The sequence below is a fragment of the Legionella gresilensis genome, from assembly GCF_900639865.1.
Taxonomy (GTDB): domain Bacteria; phylum Pseudomonadota; class Gammaproteobacteria; order Legionellales; family Legionellaceae; genus Legionella_C; species Legionella_C gresilensis.
Map to the genome: position 1 here is coordinate 223804 of NZ_CAAAHX010000005.1, position 19533 is coordinate 243336.

Consider the following 19533-nt stretch of genomic DNA (forward strand, 5'->3'; position numbering starts at 1 on the left):
TTGTCTATAAACTTTTCATACTCTATAAATTTTTCATACCATATTAATATATCCAATTAAGCTTAATTGCTATTTAATTATGGTGTGGATGTAAACAAACCTCCCTATATCTTATCGCTACTTCAGTATGCATATGAGCCGAATAAACTCATTAATTGGCTCATATGGTATATATTTGATATTACTGATAGAGAACTTATACTTGCTCCACTATTACTTGTAGTTTTAACTTTGCCGTTTTTCATATTATTCTTTTTCTTTTAAACTATTTTCATGTAGATATTATTCAAACTGCTCGAACTTGGCTAAGTCGTTTGACTGCGAATTCGTCGTCCCAGCAGACCGCAGCTTCCCATGCAGCTGATGCCTGCGCGGCAATATCGTATCTATTGTCGTCAAGATCAGCAGCGTTATAGGGTAACACTAAGTCTAGATCAGGAACATCGACATGGGACTCATCCCAATCAATTAGGGCAACTCGATTTGCGGTCATGCGGATATTGCTTGGATTGGGGTCGCCGTGGACAACACAAGTCTCCCGTCCGACGAGTCGCGCCCACGCTGCTCGGCAGCGCGCAACGCCTTCAGGCGGCATCGCACCAAGATCGATTCTTGTTCCGGTATTAGAGTATAGGAAGTCAGTCGATGAGCGCCAACCCGGACGTTGTGGCCATCCTTGTGTCAACCGATGCAATTGGCTAAGTGTATCGGCCACGCAACGCCAGTCAAATTCTGTCTTAGGCACTTCACCCTCCATATATGTCATTACGACCAGACCGTTTGCGAACAATCGTCCATCAGTCGTTGGAATTGGCTCTGGCACAGCCATACCCTTACGGTTAAGGTATTGAAGAAGCTCCGTTTCCCACTTAAGATCAGCATCGCTTCGAGTGCCGAGACGAGCGACTGCGAGGCGCCCATGAAGTCGCACACTCCATACATCATTGGCGACTCCACCAGAAAGTGGTTCGATACGAACTACATCTTCGCCCCACTGTTTGAGTACTTCCCATCCCGCTGAAACTGCTTTGATTTTTTGCTCAACCATAGTCTTTATAAGAGACTCCTATTGTATAAATGATAGAAAAGTTTCATAAGACAAAGCCATATACTATTATATTTAACATCAAAAGCATTATAAAATTTAGTTTTTTAGTCTTAAGCAAATTTTAAGGAGATTTATATGAAAACTGCACTTATTACTGGTGCCAATAAAGGACTGGGTTTGGAATTTGCTCGTCAGCTTAAAGAAAAAGAGTATTATATTATAGGATGTTGCCGTAACCCATCAAAGGCAAGTGAACTAGAGACGTTGGCTGATGAATTGATTCAATTAGATGTAACCAGCGACAAAGATATAGCCTCTTTAAAAAAGACTTTAAATAACAGACCTATTGATTTGCTTGTAAATAATGCCGGTACAAGTGGTGAGCAAGGCGTAACTATAGGCAATATTGATAGAAAAAACTTTCTTGAAGTTATCAATGTAAATTGTATCGGCGTTGTGAAATTAAGTGATGCCTTGTTAACAAATATAGAGATGAGTGACGAAAAAAATATTTTAGTGATTAGTTCAGCTATGGGAAGTATTGCTGAAAATGAGCGCGGTAAATCTTATGCTTATCGTGCCAGTAAAGCAGCTCTAAATTGTGTCATGCGTAGTTTTGCTATAGATGTTCAAAATAAAGGCATTCATGTCATGCTAATTCATCCAGGGTGGGTAAGAACAGCAATGGGTGGGCCAGATGCGCCAATTGATGTAAAAACTAGTGTGGCAAAAATTCTTAAACAAGCAGAAAAAGAATTTGCTCATAGTCACGCAGAAAAACTACTTACTTATGAGGGCGATGTGATCGCTTGGTAACTAGATATTTAATTGGATAGGACTAACTTTTAGCAAGACCTACTTAATTAACTTAAGTTGAAAATCAAATAAGATGCTTACTATCTCTTAAGCTGTTAAAGTTAATTTAAGTGAAAAAGCATCATGTGTGCCTTTATTTATACCGGTTAAAATATTTTGCGTTGTCTTGATATCAATATTCTGCTTCTTGAAAAAGGCATGACCATAACTACCATCTAATGCAAGATTTTTCATTAGCTGATACCCAATAGAAGAACCGACAACTAAACTATCACCTGTGCTTATTTGATACTTTCCATTAGAAGGTGATTGATTATAGGTAGTCGCCACCCTAACTATCCATTTAGTTGAAATATTATAAATAGTTCCTAAAGTCAAAAGCCAACTATTATGAAAGTTATAATTGATACGGGCTTGCGGATTGATAAAGATTCGCGACTCTGACTGGGTGGCAAAATTGTAAATATAAGCCTTTTTAAAAATATCCCACTGCAGATATTGAACAGTCCCTATGAAACCCAATTTTTCGTTTAGAAAATGACTAAGTGACAATACATTTCTAGCGGGTGTCCAGTACTTAAAATGATAATTATTCGAAGAAATACTAGGTAAACCCGTAATTGTACTCATCCCATGTAAATGATAAGTAATAGCGCTACGATAATTAAATCCCAAGGCTGTTTTTTTGTCAGGCTTAATTAAAATCCCGAAATCACCACCTACACTTCGTCCTGTACTATCGTTTAGACTACGGCTTTCAGGAATATTTAAGCGGGTTAAACCTGATGAAAGAGGCTCTTGAATAAAATGTGCATAAGAGAAATTAAGGTTGCCTCCTATAGCGAGGTATTCATTTATTTTAATGCCCATTGCTGGAACTAAATCTAAATTATTCGTTTGATTACGAGCTTGAAAATAGCGAAGAATAGAATGACCATCTAAGTCACGATTAAAATCATTAGCAACAATAGCAACACCGGTAGCAAATTTTTTACTTATAGGGATGCTAACGTAAATAGCGGGTAAGTAAAAATTGGACTTTGTTGTGGTTTCCCCGTTTTCGCTAATCCCGGTAGGTAGTTTCTGCGCGCTTCCTGTAAAATGAAACTGCGCCCTTGCCAATGTGCCTAGAGCAATAAATTGTGGCTTAGGTATAATAGTTAATGCAGCTGGGTTAAAATAGACAGCTGTGGCATCTTTAACGACAGCTGTTCCAAGTGTTTGCTCAATAAAAGAAGCATGCAATGGTTTAGATAAGAATAAAAATCCTATAATTACGTAATATATAAAACTAGTTGGTCTTGCCATCAACGTCCAAGTAAATTAATTGTTATTCTACTTTTAATACTGTTTCGACTAATTAAGATTAAATGAAAAATGACTCATTGAATACCTCAATGCGACAATTTACTCTAATGCAAAAAGGTCTTTTGGGAAAGAAGTTCTATTTCGAAATCCTCTTCTTTAAGAGCACTATTACCACTAAAAATGGTCTGTGGATAGGTAGAATACCTACTTGCTTTAGTAGTACTTTGATTTAAAGTAGTTAGTTTTTTAGTTAAAATAGCTTGTGTATATATTTTTTGCTTGTTTTCATTAATCATAGTTGTATTAGGCATTAAATCTTTAGCCGTTTGGAGTTCATGAACTGTCATCTGACTAGGCTTACTTCGCTTTCGCAACTCGCAATTCAATCTATATGTTGTATTACTTAAGTTTTTTATCTGTTTGCACCAATCTGCTTTAGAAATATTTAATTCCGTATTTCGTGCTGCTACATCAGCCATATAAACAGCAGCTACTGTTGCGATAATTAGAACTGTAATTCCAACCCAAGGCATAACACTAAGGCCTGCCATTAATCCTAAACCTACTAACATTCCCACCACACCTGCAGACCCTCCAACTAAGGTGCCAAATGTACCGATAAAACTTTGAAATGCAGCTTCATTTATTTTTTTTATTTCTTGAGAAGAATAAGATTTTATATTTATCTCATTAATTAAAAATTGATTAATATATTTTCGTAATAACTGATTAAATAATCTAGGATCTAATTGATTAGATGTGTTACAGATCGTGGTAGAACTTAGAGATTGCAAGAAACGTGTAAATAATTTATCCCTATCTAAGTGTTCTAGTTCAATTGCCTTCTCTTCTAGTAAATTAGTAAAAGCAGTTTCTGTATTTAACATTTTAGATTGCTGCATTGTAATTAGAAGCGCAGTTAAATTATCTAATAGTAGGTTTTCATACCTTTCTCTTTTTCTTTCTAACTCTTGCTGCTGCATTTTCATGTTTTGATAGCTTTTATACGCTATTGGAATACTGATAAGTAAAAATGCACTACCACAAATACTACCTAATATAAACGCTGTTGTTCCACCAATCGCTAAATTAAAGACAGCACTTAAAATACCGAATATAGGCCAAGCTCCGTTGCCGGATCCAACTCCTTCTAAAACAGATTTAATTGTTGTCCTCATTTAATTTTTACCCCTGTTTAATATTTAAATAAACGAATCCCTTCTTTTTTATTCTTTACAGAGCTAATTTTGGCGTTATTAACGGTGCTTAATGAAAAAATTAACAATATTATTAAACTTGATTTTTCATCAAGTTTTGTGCCAAAAGTAAAAACATTAATCGACGATAACAAAGAAAGACGGTGATTAAAAATCGAATGATTTAATAGCATCAATAGGAATGCTCTATTACGCCATACTGCTAACAAGCAAAAAGTTTTGAAAAATCAATCTAACTTTTAACAATAAAGATTAAATTTTTAATGGACATGCATTAGAGAAAAAACATATATTCAGTAAACATAGTCTGAGTTCTGTATGTTATATTGGAGAATGAAGTCTTGATTGCGCTACGCTGCATCAGGGCTACGATGGCTTATTTTTACCTTATAACCATTACTAATTATACGATGAGGTGATTATCTCATCGCATGAAGATTATTATGTGACGAATTTTGATTATTATTCTGATTTAGAGACTTATAACTTAAGTTAAACCGTACAAGAGCTATCTTGATGGTAATTTATAGCATAACCATTCTCAACTGCATAATTAATAATTTCCTTTCTCAAAGTCGATAAGTGATACATAAAATCGATATCACTATTAACATAACCACCAAAAAACATGACTGTTTTGATGACTGCTTGCATAGCCATAGATTCTTTTTCAATACTTGGATGAAAGTTATCAATAAGTGGAAGCATATCAGAAAACGTGTCGGCCTCTCTTATTGCTTTAATAAACGCTTGGTTACGTCTAGAATCTCCGCTTGATAATGAATCTTTTTGCATGGTTTTAAACGTTTTTGAATTATTGCAAAATGCTTTAATTGCATTTTTTTCAGAAAGTGCGGCAAACCCTTCTGTAACAGCAGCAAAGAAACCACTTTCTTTATTAGCTCGCATTCCTAACTCCTTTAATTGTCATTTATAAAGCTTTGGTGACTTTATAATAGGCTTAGAAGCAATACAATATTCACTTTGTCTTTTGTATAAATTTTTTATTTTATTATTTATATGCAACAACCGTTGGAAACATTTTTGCCTCATCATATATAAACTCTGCATTTTTAAAGCCTGCAGTAATTAACTGCTCTTTCGTTTGCTCTGATGATCGATAGCATTGAAATTTTGCTTCGATAATATCAGCAAAAATAATTTTTTGAGTTAGTAAATCACTTTGATTAACTTTAGATAAATCCCATTCACAGTTTTTTGTTAAAGTTGGTGGATACGTTAAGAAACTTGCTACTAGTTGACCATCAGGTTTTAAAGCTTTGTAAAATTGGCGATATAACTCAGTTACTTTTTCATCGTCAGGTTCATAAATATTTAATCCATTACTTGAAATCAAATCGAACTCACCTTGAAAACTAAGATTCCAAGCATCTTGTTGAACCAATTGGATAAAATTGGCTAGCCCTTGTTTCTCTGCAAGGACTTTCGCATCATTTAAAGTATTTGAATCATAATCAACGCCTGTTAAAAGGATGTCATCTATACTCTTATAATCTAGATAAAGAAGTTCTCCCATCATCCCAGAAGGAATACAGGCTAATTTCGCATGGTTTTTTACTCTTTTTTGATTTTCTCTTAAAAAGATTTCGAAGCGTTGTTGTGTCGCAAGTATTGTTGGTGCACGATTTAGCAAGAAATCTTCTAGTTTTGTTAGAGGTTCGCCACGGTTATTTTTTCCTGTTTTTCGTCCCCACCATGGATGAGTTAACATATAATGTGTCCAGTAACCATTAATACCTTGGTTTTGTAATAAATACTGTCCAAAATCAAATTGATTTAACTGGTCAAGGATCTCAATTTGAGCGAGAACGCTTATATAAGGTTTATCTCCTTGCTTCTTAATTCTCTCTTTAATTTTTTGAGTAGTGCTTTTAATTGTCATAGGAGAAATAATATGAGATATCAATCGTTCTTGTTTCATTAAATTAATTCCTAAACAAGCGTAGTCTCGATGAAAGTCTGTAGGACCATCACGTAGGTTTCACTTCGTTGCACCCGGGCTACACTTTCGTATTACTTGATTATGTCTAAAAATTACAGCTTTCAATGTTCAATAATCTCATAATATTGATGAATAGCCTATTCTCTATATATGATTAATACTATTAATTAGTGTTTATGTTGAAATGACAAATCATTTAGATATTATCAATTGGGCAACTGATTATTTAACTTCTAACGGTTATTTTTTGGTAGCGCAACCTGAAATAATTCAAGAAACGCCTTGGTCTAATGTTATTCGCTTACCTACCTCGCATGGTGATGTATATTTAAAACAACCAGCGCCATTACTAGCTAATGAAGCTAACATTATTAAGTGTCTGGCTCATCGATGTAAAGCAAGCGTGCCTACTATTATTGCCAACCATTCTGATTTACATTGTTTTCTTATGCAAGATGCCGGACTGACCTTGCGTACCTATATAAGCGAAGAAGGTAAAACGGAATTATTATGTAAAGCCATTAAGCATTTCACTAATTTTCAGCGTTCCACTGAAGATAAGATTGAAGCGCTTCTCAATCTTACTATTCCGGATTGGCGCTTAAATCAAATACCCAGCTTGTATGCGAAAATAATCAATGATAAGGAATTTTTAAAAGCTGATGGGATGGAAGATAAGGAGCTAGATAAATTAAATTATTTAAGTCCTCTTGTAGCAGAACAAGTACATGAGTTATCGCAATATGGCATCTGTGAAACGGTAGTTCAGCCTGATTTCAACACAAACAATATTTTAATTAATCCTAAAACACAGCAATTTACCATGATTGATTTAGGAGAGCTGGCTATTTCACATCCATTTTTTTCTCTACATCATTTTTTACATCAAACCACCATACATCATGGCGTGAAAGAACAGGATTATATATGGAATAAAATGTTAGACGCCTGTACTACAAATTGGCTAGATTTGTGGCCAAGGGCTAAACTATTACAAATATATAAGCTATCTAAAATGTTATGGCCTATCTATGCTGCCTGTGCTAATTATCACTTTATGCACTGTGTTGATATTTTAGCTTTAAATGCTTGGTATGCTAAGAAACCTAATCGATTAGCTCGTACTTTGAGAGAATACTTGGCTAATGCATAGTGCTAGATTCTTATAACCGATATAATTATCTATCTTATTCTTCATCATGAATAAAGAAACGTTACCAGGAAGCTAAATTTAGCTCAAATAATGCCATATACTTTGCACTCTATAACATTCTTGCTTGGTAATTTTATAGTTGAATACGATTAATTTTATTAAATGGAGCAAACTTTTTAATGCTTAACGTCCCTGCCATCAATATTAAATCGCTTAGCAAAATCTATAGCAACGGCTTTAAAGCACTCAGTGATATCAATCTAGAAATCAATTGTGGTGAGATTTTTGCGCTTCTAGGCCCAAATGGTGCTGGTAAAACCACCCTGATTAATACTATATGCGGTATTGCTAGACCTAGTAGCGGGACTATTACTGTAGCGGGGTATGATCATATCCAGGAGTATCGTAAAGCGCGTGCGGCCATTGGTCTTGTGCCACAAGAATTAGCAACTGATGCGTTTGAGTCAGTATGGCGAACGGTGATGTTTAGCAGAGGTTTATTTAATAAACCTCGTAATCCCGCTTACATCGAAGATGTATTAAAGCGCCTTTCTCTTTGGAATAAAAAAAATGAGCAAATTCGGCATTTATCGGGTGGTATGAAGCGAAGAGTAATGATTGCCAAAGCATTATCACACGAACCAGACATTTTATTTCTCGATGAACCTACAGCAGGCGTTGATGTGGAATTACGCAAATCAATGTGGAAACAGGTGCGAAGCCTGCGGGAAACAGGTGTCACTATTATCCTTACAACGCATTACATAGAAGAAGCGCAAGAAATGTCAGATCGGATTGGCATTATTAATAATGGCAATTTGATTCTTACCGAAGATAAGAAAACACTCATGAAAAAAATGGGTAAACGACAAATGATTTTCGTACTGCGTGAACCCTTGGAGATTATTCCTGAAGAGTTGAAGAAATATCCTCTTACCCTGGTTGAAAAGGGTAGCAAGCTTATTTTGACTTATAACAATGACATTGGGAATGATATTGCAGATTTTCTAGATGATCTCCACTCACAACGTATTCGGCCTAAAGACATTTATAGTCGTCAAAGCAATTTGGAAGAAATTTTCATTAAATTAGTCGAGGCAAAATGAACATTCGCGGCATTCAAGCAATTTATAATTTCGAAATGCAAAGAACTTTACGAACATTAGGGCAAAGTATTGCTGCTCCTGTTATCTCAACTGTACTTTATTTTATAGTGTTTGGAGCAGCACTTGGTCCACATATGCGTGCCATTGACAATATTCCTTATGGTGCGTTTATTGTGCCCGGACTGATTATGCTGACCGTACTTGGAGAGAGTGTATCAAATGCTTCTTTTGGTATTTATTTTCCTCGTTTCACTGGCACTATTTATGAAATTCTAACTGCACCTTTGTCTTTTTTTGAAGTTGTGCTAGGCTATGTGGGAGCAGCTGCTACTAAGTCGATAATCATTGGCGTGATTGTACTTGTAACTTCCTTATTCTTTGTACCATTACGTGTTGCCCATCCATTGTGGATGATCTTTTTTTTAGTAATGACTAGTGTAACTTTTAGTTTGCTGGGTTTTATTATTGGAATTTGGGCGGATGGCTTTGAGAAATTACAAATTATTCCACTTTTAATTCTAACGCCCTTGTCCTTTCTAGGCGGGAGTTTTTATTCAATCAACATGCTCCCTCCCTTTTGGTATAAATTTTCATTACTAAATCCAGTGGTCTATTTAGTAAGCGGATTTCGATGGAGTTTTCATGAGCGTGGTGATGTTAGCCTTGCTACGAGTGTGATAATGATTTGTGCATTCACAGTAATCTGTCTTTGTATCATTGGCTGGATTTTTAAAACAGGCTATGGTTTAAAAAAATAAATTTGCAATTTAGCAGAATACTAAATTATCAAAATAAACTAATGCTATTTAAGGGTAAATTTTGCTTAAAAAAGATTTTTGGAAAGTTGGACTATGGATTATTATCTACGAAGCCATTGGGTTTTTGCTAGGGCAGTTAACCAAGAGTAATATACAACCTTGGTATGATAAACTAATTAAGTCAAATTTAACGCCACCGCCTATTATTTTTAGTATTGTTTGGTCTTTACTCTATGCAGTTTTAGCTATTGTTGGATGGTCCATTTGGAAAAATAAAAAAACTAACCCTAATTCTGCCCAAAGAACTATGTGGTACTTATATGTAATACAAATGTTAATGAACTGGTTATGGACACCTATTTTCTTTCACTATCACTTATTAGGTTTTAGTTTAATATGGATCACATCATTAACTCTTTTAAATTTGATTCTTGGCTATAAGCTAATAAATAAGAATACCTTTATAGGCATACTATTTATTCCCTACATTTTATGGTTATTTTTTGCCACATATTTAAATGCAGTAATCTATTGGTGGAATTAATTTTTTAAGTACATCTATTGATAGGTAAGACATTTATAAATATTAATCTACCTTTTGACCGGTTGGCTTCCAACTAATTTTTGCTGGCGTAAGATTATTGGTAATACGAGAAACCGTACTATCTACTCTTCGCTGGAGCATAATTTCAACCATTACTGTTTCATTCGGATGAAGAATTTTGTTAATGTCAGCAAGTGAGGAATGAAAATCAAGTACTTTGTAATAAGCAAGGGCTCGGTCACTTGACTCAGGATGTGCCTTAATACGAAAGCCAAGATTACCTTGCATCTTTGGCGTATTAATTCCGGTTTCCATAATATCGTAGTCAAGATAATAAGTTAGTTTTCCTCGATTATACTGGTTTCGCTGGCGGTCTACGAAGAAACCAGTAGGAAGTTCATACTCACTATATTTAGGTCCAGCTGTTAGATAAAGCTCATAATCATCAAGATGATTGCCCCTGTCATCAATAAGTCGAAATATAATCATTGAGTAGCGATTAGTGATATACTTGCGCTGATAGATAAGGGTATTCACAATTTCTGTATGTTCAATTTCTTGAGTTTCTTGCGTAAGTTTATCTAGCTCTTTTGCTATTAAATTATAGGATGCCTGATTTCTTACTTGAAGGCATCGCAAGATCCAAATAACTGTAGGATGAGTGGCGGCATTGGCCATAGTAATACTACGAATAATTCCCATTTTTTTACCGGAATGTGAGCAGCCAGGCAAAATGCCAAATGCCATTGGCTTTGTCCGCGCCAAGTTAGTGACAATAAGATTCTCACCATTACTTCCCTCTTGATGTAACCTTAATAGGCTATAATTCATATTTGCAGCAGTTACACGAACAATACCATCAGAGCCAACTTCCCCGGTATAGGAGTTAACAGCATCATAAAGTTGGCGATCAATTTTCTGACCTGTAAGTACAAAGGCATAAATACCATTAGCAGTGCAATCATAGTCAAGCCAACTTTCATTAAGTTGCCAACTCATATCGCTACCAAGCTCAAGCCAATTAAGTACATGCTGGCCCGGTTCAATACCTTCAAAAAAACTTTTTATACGGCCTAATCGGGATTTACCAAGTTGAGCAAGTGCTGATCCGTGGTTAGCAGGCGCTAACATAATAAGATGACTTAAGGGACATTCGGCAAGATTATTTTTAAAATATAAATCCATCCATTTACGAATAACGGGGCCACCTGTAGAGTGAGTAATACAAGCAAAACACTCACCCTCACGCAGCTTATCAATAATTTCATTACGCACTGCATGATCAAAGGCACGTGCTATATCATCAACGGTTACTGTATCATTAAAGCTAATATAATGACCAAGGTAGATATTGCCCACTTGAATATCAAGGTTTTTGCTCTGACTTTCAAGCCATTGCGGAAGCTCTCCGTAAGTATTGGTATGCGTCACACTCCAACCATGAACGAAGATAACAATCATAACTTTCCTTAACTGATTAACGTTCCAAAGGTAATCGAAATAAACGATGATTTTGGATTATTTTACAAGAATATAGTTAAGTCAAATTAAAAAATTAAAGACTAAAATCTTATTGCCTAATTAAATCTGGTTTTTATTAACCAAGTCGATATCCCCCTTCCTAATAGAATTATTTTAAAAATAAATATAAAGTCTATTTGCAAATTATTAAATAATTTGTAATTATTTATGAGCAAATAAGCAAATATTTAACCTTTAGGTGGTAATTATGCAAGTTCGATTTAGTAATATAAAAAGATTAATTACAAGTGCTTGTTTATTGTTGCCCTTTACAAGTTTTTCTAATAACGCCTGCCCCCGTTTAGATAATGATACCAAAATAGCAAGCTGGGCTTATGAAGTAATGCTACAAACTTATAACCTTAACTTTGTAAACCCTACTCAAGGAAAAGCACAAGCTTATTTTACAAAGTCAGCTTGGCTTAATTATAAAAAAGAATTTAATTTAAATGATAATCTTAAAGAAATAGTTAATAAAAAACTAGTTTCCAGTGTTGGTTTAAAGGATACACCTTTATTTTTACGAAAAAGCTCTAATAGCTGGACTGTAAGCTTACCCTTGATTATTAACTATCGAAGCGCATTAGCTCATCAAATAAAAAATATCAATGTAGAACTAACTATTGTTAAAGATAAAAAAGCAGATGATTGTTTAAAAGTTGCCGCTATACATAAAACGCCTATATCTAAAAAACAGCCTAGATAGAACTTATGCTTAAAGCAAATAGATAAATTAGCCGTTTTAATTAGAATTCTCTAGTTGTTTAAACAGGCTAATCATAGTTGCTTTTATTCCATAAAAAGATGATTGCCAATTCTTATGATTAATTGAAATTTAATATTAACGCTATACTTTAATTTGAAAGAGCCGAAATAATTTTTCTAAAAGATTCTATAATTTAAATGGTTATGGTCTAACCATAATTTATTAATTTTATTAAGGAAAATTGAATTAATGAAAAAAAGGCCGTTCTATAACTATTTTTTAAGTAATTTTACTGTTCATCTTCTATGCGAAAAAGTTCGTGATGAACAAGTTCAATTTCTTTATAAACAACTATCCTACTTTATATTAATTGCTGAATGCCTAGCAGTTACAGGGCTAAGTGTGGCTTTATGGAATATAAGTAGTCGTTCTTTAATTATAGTTTGGCTTTTATATATGTATTTAATTTCAGAAATAGGCCGAGGTATTCTACTTATCTTTTATTATAAAAATAAAAAAAATTTTTCATATCAATTTTGGTTAAATTTATTTTGCTTAGGCGTTTTTGGTTCAGGACTTGGTTGGGGCTTTGTCAGCCTCTTTCTTTTACCAAGTAAAGAAGGTGTTCAGCAAATTATTACCATCATGATCCTTTTTGGAATATTTACAGAATCTAATAACTTATACTCGCCTGTTTTTGGAGTTTATGCATTTTTTCTCTTTTTGGCTTTTTTACCATTGACTCTTTGGCTTTTCTTACAAGGTAATCTTTATAATTTGTTAGGTCTGTTAGGTCTACTTTATTTATGGGTAGTACTTAGTGCTGCCTATAACAATCAAAATCTTCTTTTAACTTCATTAGACCAAAATGATAAAATTAAAGCAAAATCGAAAGAGCTTAAAAATTCACTTGCTGTAACAAAAGCCATTCTAGAATCTACTGATGATGGGATACTTGTTGTTAATTCTGATAACAAGATTGAATATTACAATCAAAGATTCCTAGAAATTTGGCAATTTACGCCGGAGTTTATTCAAACCCATACTCATGATGATGCAGTGACTAAAGCTGTTAAGCAACTTGAGGATCCTGATTATTTCCTTAAAAGACTTGAATATATTACACAACATCCACACCTAGATAGTTTTGATGAGTTAAATTTTGTAAACGGCAAACGATTTGAACGTTATGGTAAGCCTCATAAATTAGAAAATAAAATTATTGGACGAGTATGGACTTTTCATGAAATTACTGAACGTAAAGTAATGGAAGAACGACTAATATTTCAAGCAACTCATGATAATTTGACAGGTTTACCAAATAGAGCTCAACTAACTAAAAGTCTTTCCCAAGAGATAAAGTATGCAAAACGCTTTAATTTATATTTAGCAGTTTTATTTATCGATCTCGATAACTTCAAAAGTATTAATGATAATCTAGGCCATGAGGCAGGCGATATTTTATTACGTCAGGTGGCAAAAAAATTAGTACTTAGTTTGCGTGAAACCGATACTGTTTTTCGCTTTGGTGGAGATGAATTTGTTATTTTTTGTCTAGTCCAAACAGCAGATGAAATACCTAACCTTGTTCAATACATCCATCATTGCTTACTAAATCCAGTTAAAATTGGCTTAAATAATGTTTTTATTACTGTAAGCATGGGCATAAGCATTTATCCTAAACACGGTAAATTACCATCAAGCCTTTTAAAAAAGGCAGATCTTGCGATGTATTGGGCAAAAAAACAAGGGCGAAATTCTTATTCTATTTATAGAAAAGAGTTTAGTAAAGATTCTAAAAGACGATTAGCCCTTCTAAGTCAATTACATCTAGCCATTGAAAAAAAGCAATTTTATCTTGTTTATCAGCCTATTATCGATTTAAGTAATGGTGCAATTTGTTCCTTGGAAGTTCTTCTACGCTGGTATCACCCTAAGATGGGCCATATTGCGCCTTCAGAATTTATTCCTTTAGCAGAAGAAAACGGTTTAATAATCCAGATAGGTGAGTGGGTCTTAACAGAAGCGTGTAAGCAATCAAAAATTTGGCAAAAAAAAGGGCTTAAATTCATGCCAATTGCTATAAATGTATCAGGTATACAGATAAGTAAACCAACATTTCCTTATACATTAGCCTATCTTTTAAAAGAAAATAACTTAGATCCAAAATATTTAATTATTGAATTAACGGAAAGTACGCTCATGGCCAATCAAGAAAATATACTCACTACCCTTGAACAATTGAGAAAAATGAATATAAAAATATCCATAGATGACTTTGGTACAGGGTATTCGAGTTTTGCTTACCTTAAAGATTTTTCAATTGATAAGATAAAGATTGATAAAATATTTATTCGTGATTGTCCAACTAGAGCTAACTGCAATTCAATTATCAAGGCCATCATTGCAATGGGAAAAAATTTAAATTTAATAATTGTTGCTGAAGGTGTTGAAACAATAGAGCAATTAAGTTTTTTAAAGACGTTACATTGTAATGAAATCCAAGGCTTTCTTTATAGTCAGCCGCTAACGGCAGAAGAAATTCCTCAAATTATCAATGTAGATTTAGATACTATACTAAAGAAAAAGGGATTAATAAATAAACAATAATAAATTAATCACCTTGTTTAGTAAATTTCTGCTTAACCCAATGTTTTTATAAAGTCCTTAAATCTTAATTATTTACCCTTTTTATCATCATACATTTTTGTATCAGCAAGCGAGAGCATCGTTTCTAACGTTTGATGTTCCTTTGGATTATACTGAATACTACCAACACTAAATTCAATTGAGTAACCTTGTGTGCTTATACATTTCAATGAGTCTTTTAAGCGTTGATTAATATTAGCTACATCTGCTGAATTTAAGCTAGAACAAAATACACAAAACTCATCGCCGCCTAAACGTGCAATCACATCATAACAGCGAAAGTTCTTAAGAAGGCAATTAGAGAAAGTTTTTAATACCTTATCACCTTCTGCATGCCCAAATTGATCATTAATGTGCTTAAATTTATCTAAATCAAAAAATAATAAATTAAAATCTTGGTTTTCTCGTTGACATTTTTGAAATAAATAATTGGCTATTTTTAAAAAACCACGCCGATTAGATAAGCCTGTTAGTTCATCAGTAATAGCTAACTGTAATGATTCCAACTCCATTTCAACCATTTTAGCAAGGTCATAAACAACATTTTGATCAACGTCTTTTATAAGCCTTGGCTTGTCATCAATTAAACAGATAACGCCCACATTACATTTGTTTATTTTCAAAGGGCAGCCTACATAAAATCTGAAATTGGGTTTGCCAACGACAAACGGATTATCATAAAAACGTTTATCTTTCATTGTATCTTCAACAACCATAATTTCATCTGAAAGGATAACATGACCACAAAATGATGTTTTTCTTACCGCCTCTTTGATATCAAACCCTTGCGTTGATTTCATCCATTGGCGTTCAGCTTCTAAAAAGGAAATGACAGCAATAGGAACATCAAAAAGCTTACAGGCAATACGAGTTACCCGATCAAAGCGCTCTTCTCTCTCTGTATCTAATATTTGTAATTTATAAAGTGTTGCTAAACGCTCAGCCTCATTTTCTGGTATTTCTGGCGGAATCATTGTCATTATCCCTTAAAATACATGCTAACTGTTTATAAAGTCTTATTATATTAGTAGTAGTATAAATTAATGAATTTTTCCTTGAATGGGCAAAAAAGGATTAATAATCAATAAAGTTTGATAAAGGAATTTAAAGCTAAACTAAGATGTTTATTAATTTTAATTAATTTTTATCTTACTAAAGATAACGCTATTCTTGCTTACATACATACTTAATAAGGCTAACTTAGTTTATGATTTCTATTTTCAATGGCAATACCTTTATATAAACCCTTGCAATCCTTGCTATACCAAATTCCTTTTGTTATTCCTGCTTCGCTGTATTTATATAAATAATAGTAAATACGATCTTGCCATTGCATGCCAGTTGCTAAGAAACTACCGTGAATAAGATAAACGCCATCTATTTTATCCATATTAAAAGAAGCATGATCAAGCTTAATACCCTTATTTGTAATAATAGGATGTACAAGCGCGTCTTTTACTACATGAATAAAAGTGCCTAGTGTATGTTCTTCGCAATAACTTTCAGTGACTCCTGATCGATTGGGAATCGCTTGATAATAAATTCCTTTCCAAGTAATGGAATCAAGGTTAGCAAATGCTAAGTATGGAAATAGCATTACAAATAAAAATACGAAGTTATACTTCATCACACATATCCTTCTACTATGAGCATAATTTTGAAACACCTACTTAAGGGAAAGGTAATATAATATAGTAGAGGAATAAATTACATAATAATGGAATGGAAATAGTTAAACTCTTATATCTAAAAAGCGATCATTTTATTCACTTCCTTTTAACCTAAATTGTTTAATTAAATTATACTGTCGCTGCCCTTCGACTAATCTACTTTCAAATAAATTAACAGATTGCACTAATTGCTTAGGAAAATAATCATTTTTAATAGGCGGCAAAATAATGGGCGATTGGTAATTTTGCAAGCGGCCTAAAGTAATATGGCCACGAAAGGTACGTTTTTCAGTAGGATAATTAAGCGTATCAATGATTTTTGCAAGTCCATATGAGATAGGGGCTAATTGTTCGTTTGGTCCAGCTTGTAAAGCGATTAGGCGGGGATGCTTAGGCTTGGGAAATAATTCTAGTTCACCTAATTTTAATCTAAATGAAGAAACATTTAGTAAGTTTAATTCCACTTGCTCAATGAGCTTAGGCAAATCTCCTATTTGAATTGACTGCAAAAAACGTAAAGTAATGTGCAAATTTTCCAGTTTCGTCCAGCGAATTTTTTGTTGAGGCATCGTTTGCTTAAGCGAGTCGACTACTAAAGCAATCGCATCTAAAATTTCAGTTGATAAGCTAATCGCAAAAAATGCTCGTATTGTTGTTTGCGTCATTAATTCTTAGATTACTGATGATTAATTATTTTATTGTAAACTTATATTAGACTTATCTTGCTTTATAAGCTACTAATATAGGCATTGTTAAATTATTAGACTGCAGCACGTTTATTTCTTCAACAATTAGATTAAATAATTTTTCTACGTATTGATAGCGGCCTTTTTTCTGCATGTCGATTTTATTGCCGTATTTAGTCAGATAAATTTGACATTTTTCTTTTAACGCTATGAGGGTATCAACGCGTTTGGCATCAGCTGGTAGGGATTTATAATCATTAAACACTTTAAAGATTGCTTTTGTTTCCTTAGATCTACGCAATCCTCTAAAACCTTCTTCCCAAAATAAAATATCAGCATGACGACTAATTAAAAGGGGTAGAACCTTTTCTTTACCATCTTCATTGTTTTTTTCTAAGTTATCTAAATTAGTATATACAAAACCACGCTCATAACGCACAAAAGATGTTGGCATTAAGTTAGCTTCAAACTCAGTTAAATCTTGGTGATTTAAATTAATTAACTCTTGAGCCTTTTGTTGAATAAAGGTAACTTGCTCAATTTGAGCCTGGGCAAAATCAGTTAATTGATAAAATTGTCGATTGTCAAAATTTTTAATGAGATATTGATTACATAGCTGCGTAAGTTGATATAAATAGTAATTAGCCTTTGCTATTTCATCTCTATATTCATTAACTGCCACAAGGCATTGTCCTTTTGTTTTCTCATTTAACTTAGTCTCAAATTGCGAGAAATCATCTAGTACTCTTTTAATTTCAATTAAGTCAGCAGATTTTCTTAAAAGATGGGTCTGTTTAAATTGCTGTGATAATGTTTCATTTAACGCCTTGCGCGTTATATTTGTAGTGCTAGGTCGATAACCCATATGACGAGCCAGATATTTCTTTGCCTTATCAATTCTTTCAAAGATTTCTACACTATTAGATTGGTCATCAGTATTAGAGCTTAGCATACTACGAATTAAACTCCATGTTGTTGCTGTGGTATTTTTCAACTGGCCAGATTTTGTGAATTGAGAACCAACTTCAGTTGCATCTTTAAATGTATCTTTTACGAAAAAGATATCAGGCAATATATTGCTAAGTACATTATCCCAAACTTCTGTTAATAATTTAATTGTTGAAGCTGCCCAATGAAAACTTCTGCCTATTAATGACAAAATTTCACCTGCAAAAAAGTAAAGCGGGATTAACGCAATATCAATGGCTAGCGCTACAACTTCTGATAATTTAGGAGGACGTCGATATTTAAAACCTTCCTCCACTATTTTTATAATTGCTATGGCTGAAGCTAAATAAGATACAAGGCCAATGAAACCTAAAATTAAAGCAGGAAAAAAGAGAGGAGGGAAAAAGAAAGAACCAACACCTAAAGCAAACACAATTAAACCAATAAACAAACCTAATGCTGATGTTAATGAAGCAGTATCTTTCTGTATGGCATCGGTGAAGGTCATCTTTTTAGCATTTTGATAATAACTATCAATGACACGTTTTGCTAACACTTCAATTGCATCAATTTCTTCTCCTAGCCTTTTTTGAGCGAATAATTCATGCGCCCGCTTACAGGCAAGCGTAATGTGTAGGTGTGCCTGTAAACAGTCATGACGAGTTTGCATATTTAATAGCGAACTTTGGCTTAAGATTTGATTAATGGTATGTTTAAATTGAAAAAAGAAAGGTTCACTTTCTAGTCCATTAAGATCAGTTGTATCTAGCTCGTCCATAAGCTGCTTTACGCTTAAGATAAGCGCTTTACGTTTTAAAACGAGAAAGTATTTTTCATAATTTTGTGTAAGTTTTTCAATTTCTTTAATTTTAATTGGATCATTTACAGCATTTTGTTTTTGCTTTTTTAGCCAATTTTTAATTTCTTGATAAGCGGCGGGTTGGTTAATTTCTATGTGAGATTTAATTTTTGTTTGCAATAAGCGCTCACCCGACCAATATTTCGGATAATTTAGAATGCTAAATTGTTCAGCATTAAATTCATGTAAAAACTTTGCCAAGTCATTTTTAAAATAATTTAATGACGTTGGTATGTGGCCCATATAATAAGTAAGCCAATTTCTATGCTCATTTTGAATAGAAGTTTCATCGAATTTAGGAAGGATAACAGGCATCTAGCCTCTCCTATAACAACAGGCTAGTTTTATACTCGACTTAAACCAGCACCTATAAAATTTAAGTTTTGAGCAAGTTAAACTACAAAAAACCTAAAAGTGGATTAAAAATAGTAATTTCGCCTTAAAAAAGTACATATAAAGTTTAATGAGGCTTAATTATATAGCATTTTGAATAAAATAAAACCCAATTACCCGTTTATTGACAAATTTTTAGTTTTTATACTAAAATACTCTCTTCATATTAAATCTGAGGTCTTCCTCCA

General features: G+C 33.5%; 17 protein-coding genes. 7 read left to right on the forward strand and 10 right to left on the reverse strand.

Going from position 1 to position 19533, the window contains the following annotated elements; genetic code table 11:
• Window positions 1-286: 286 nt before the first annotated feature.
• Window positions 287-1048 carry a phosphotransferase gene (locus E1P04_RS07965; protein WP_131782384.1) on the reverse strand — a complete coding sequence of 254 codons (762 nt, stop codon included), beginning with the start codon at window positions 1046-1048 and terminating at the stop codon, window positions 287-289.
• Window positions 1049-1183: 135 nt separating this feature from the next.
• Between E1P04_RS07965 and E1P04_RS07970 the strand changes: the two genes are divergently transcribed.
• Window positions 1184-1864, forward strand: a complete 681-nt coding sequence (locus E1P04_RS07970) for an SDR family oxidoreductase (protein ID WP_131782385.1) — start codon at window positions 1184-1186, stop codon at window positions 1862-1864.
• A gap of 87 nt (window positions 1865-1951) precedes the next feature.
• Here E1P04_RS07970 and E1P04_RS07975 read toward each other — a convergent pair whose 3' ends face one another.
• The 4 genes from E1P04_RS07975 to E1P04_RS07990 form a co-directional block, all read right to left on the reverse strand.
• Window positions 1952-3172, reverse strand: coding sequence for an OmpP1/FadL family transporter (locus tag E1P04_RS07975; protein ID WP_131782386.1), 1221 nt, complete (start codon window positions 3170-3172; stop codon window positions 1952-1954).
• 104 nt (window positions 3173-3276) lie between these two features.
• Window positions 3277-4350, reverse strand: a complete 1074-nt coding sequence (locus tag E1P04_RS07980; protein WP_131782387.1) for a hypothetical protein — start codon at window positions 4348-4350, stop codon at window positions 3277-3279.
• Between the two features lie 531 nt (window positions 4351-4881).
• On the reverse strand, window positions 4882-5298 hold the full coding sequence (locus tag E1P04_RS07985; RefSeq protein WP_131782388.1) for a hypothetical protein: 417 nt from the start codon (window positions 5296-5298) through the stop codon (window positions 4882-4884).
• Between the two features lie 103 nt (window positions 5299-5401).
• Entirely contained in the window at window positions 5402-6331 is a 930-nt protein-coding gene (locus tag E1P04_RS07990; protein ID WP_131782389.1) for a class I SAM-dependent methyltransferase, read from the reverse strand.
• A 205-nt stretch (window positions 6332-6536) separates the two neighbouring features.
• Here E1P04_RS07990 and E1P04_RS07995 point away from each other — a divergent pair, with 205 nt between their 5' ends.
• The 4 genes from E1P04_RS07995 to E1P04_RS08010 all read left to right on the forward strand — a co-directional run bounded on the left by E1P04_RS07995 (window position 6537) and on the right by E1P04_RS08010 (window position 9913).
• Window positions 6537-7505: a hypothetical protein gene (locus tag E1P04_RS07995; RefSeq protein ID WP_131782390.1), complete on the forward strand. Its 969-nt coding sequence runs from the start codon at window positions 6537-6539 to the stop codon at window positions 7503-7505.
• A gap of 179 nt (window positions 7506-7684) precedes the next feature.
• Window positions 7685-8611, forward strand: a complete 927-nt coding sequence (locus E1P04_RS08000) for an ABC transporter ATP-binding protein (RefSeq protein ID WP_131782391.1) — start codon at window positions 7685-7687, stop codon at window positions 8609-8611.
• Window positions 8608-9369, forward strand: coding sequence for an ABC transporter permease (locus tag E1P04_RS08005; RefSeq protein ID WP_131782392.1), 762 nt, complete (start codon window positions 8608-8610; stop codon window positions 9367-9369). The genes E1P04_RS08000 and E1P04_RS08005 overlap by 4 nt, the downstream gene beginning before the upstream one ends.
• A gap of 61 nt (window positions 9370-9430) precedes the next feature.
• The gene (locus tag E1P04_RS08010) at window positions 9431-9913 is read left to right on the forward strand and encodes a TspO/MBR family protein (RefSeq protein ID WP_131782393.1); all 483 of its coding nucleotides are present in this window, start codon (window positions 9431-9433) and stop codon (window positions 9911-9913) included.
• A gap of 42 nt (window positions 9914-9955) precedes the next feature.
• Here the strand turns inward: E1P04_RS08010 and plaB are convergent, their stop codons facing one another.
• Complete coding sequence (gene plaB, locus E1P04_RS08015; protein ID WP_131782394.1) at window positions 9956-11374, reverse strand: phospholipase PlaB; 1419 nt, start codon at window positions 11372-11374, stop codon at window positions 9956-9958.
• Window positions 11375-11642: 268 nt separating this feature from the next.
• Between plaB and E1P04_RS08020 the strand changes: the two genes are divergently transcribed.
• A complete protein-coding gene (locus E1P04_RS08020) occupies window positions 11643-12140 on the forward strand; it encodes a DotI/IcmL family type IV secretion protein (RefSeq protein ID WP_131782395.1) in 498 nt (165 codons plus the stop codon).
• Between the two features lie 249 nt (window positions 12141-12389).
• Window positions 12390-14750: a sensor domain-containing protein gene (locus E1P04_RS08025; RefSeq protein ID WP_131782396.1), complete on the forward strand. Its 2361-nt coding sequence runs from the start codon at window positions 12390-12392 to the stop codon at window positions 14748-14750.
• A 68-nt stretch (window positions 14751-14818) separates the two neighbouring features.
• On the opposite strand, the gene E1P04_RS08030 is transcribed toward E1P04_RS08025, so the two are convergent.
• From E1P04_RS08030 to E1P04_RS08045, 4 genes are all read right to left on the reverse strand, one after another.
• Complete coding sequence (locus E1P04_RS08030) at window positions 14819-15763, reverse strand: sensor domain-containing diguanylate cyclase (RefSeq protein WP_131782397.1); 945 nt, start codon at window positions 15761-15763, stop codon at window positions 14819-14821.
• Window positions 15764-15984: 221 nt separating this feature from the next.
• Complete coding sequence (locus tag E1P04_RS08035) at window positions 15985-16416, reverse strand: hypothetical protein (protein ID WP_131782398.1); 432 nt, start codon at window positions 16414-16416, stop codon at window positions 15985-15987.
• Window positions 16417-16551: 135 nt separating this feature from the next.
• Window positions 16552-17124: an RNA 2',3'-cyclic phosphodiesterase gene (gene thpR, locus E1P04_RS08040; RefSeq protein WP_131782399.1), complete on the reverse strand. Its 573-nt coding sequence runs from the start codon at window positions 17122-17124 to the stop codon at window positions 16552-16554.
• A gap of 52 nt (window positions 17125-17176) precedes the next feature.
• Window positions 17177-19267, reverse strand: a complete 2091-nt coding sequence (locus tag E1P04_RS08045; RefSeq protein ID WP_131782400.1) for a hypothetical protein — start codon at window positions 19265-19267, stop codon at window positions 17177-17179.
• Between the last annotated feature and the right edge of the window lie 266 nt (window positions 19268-19533).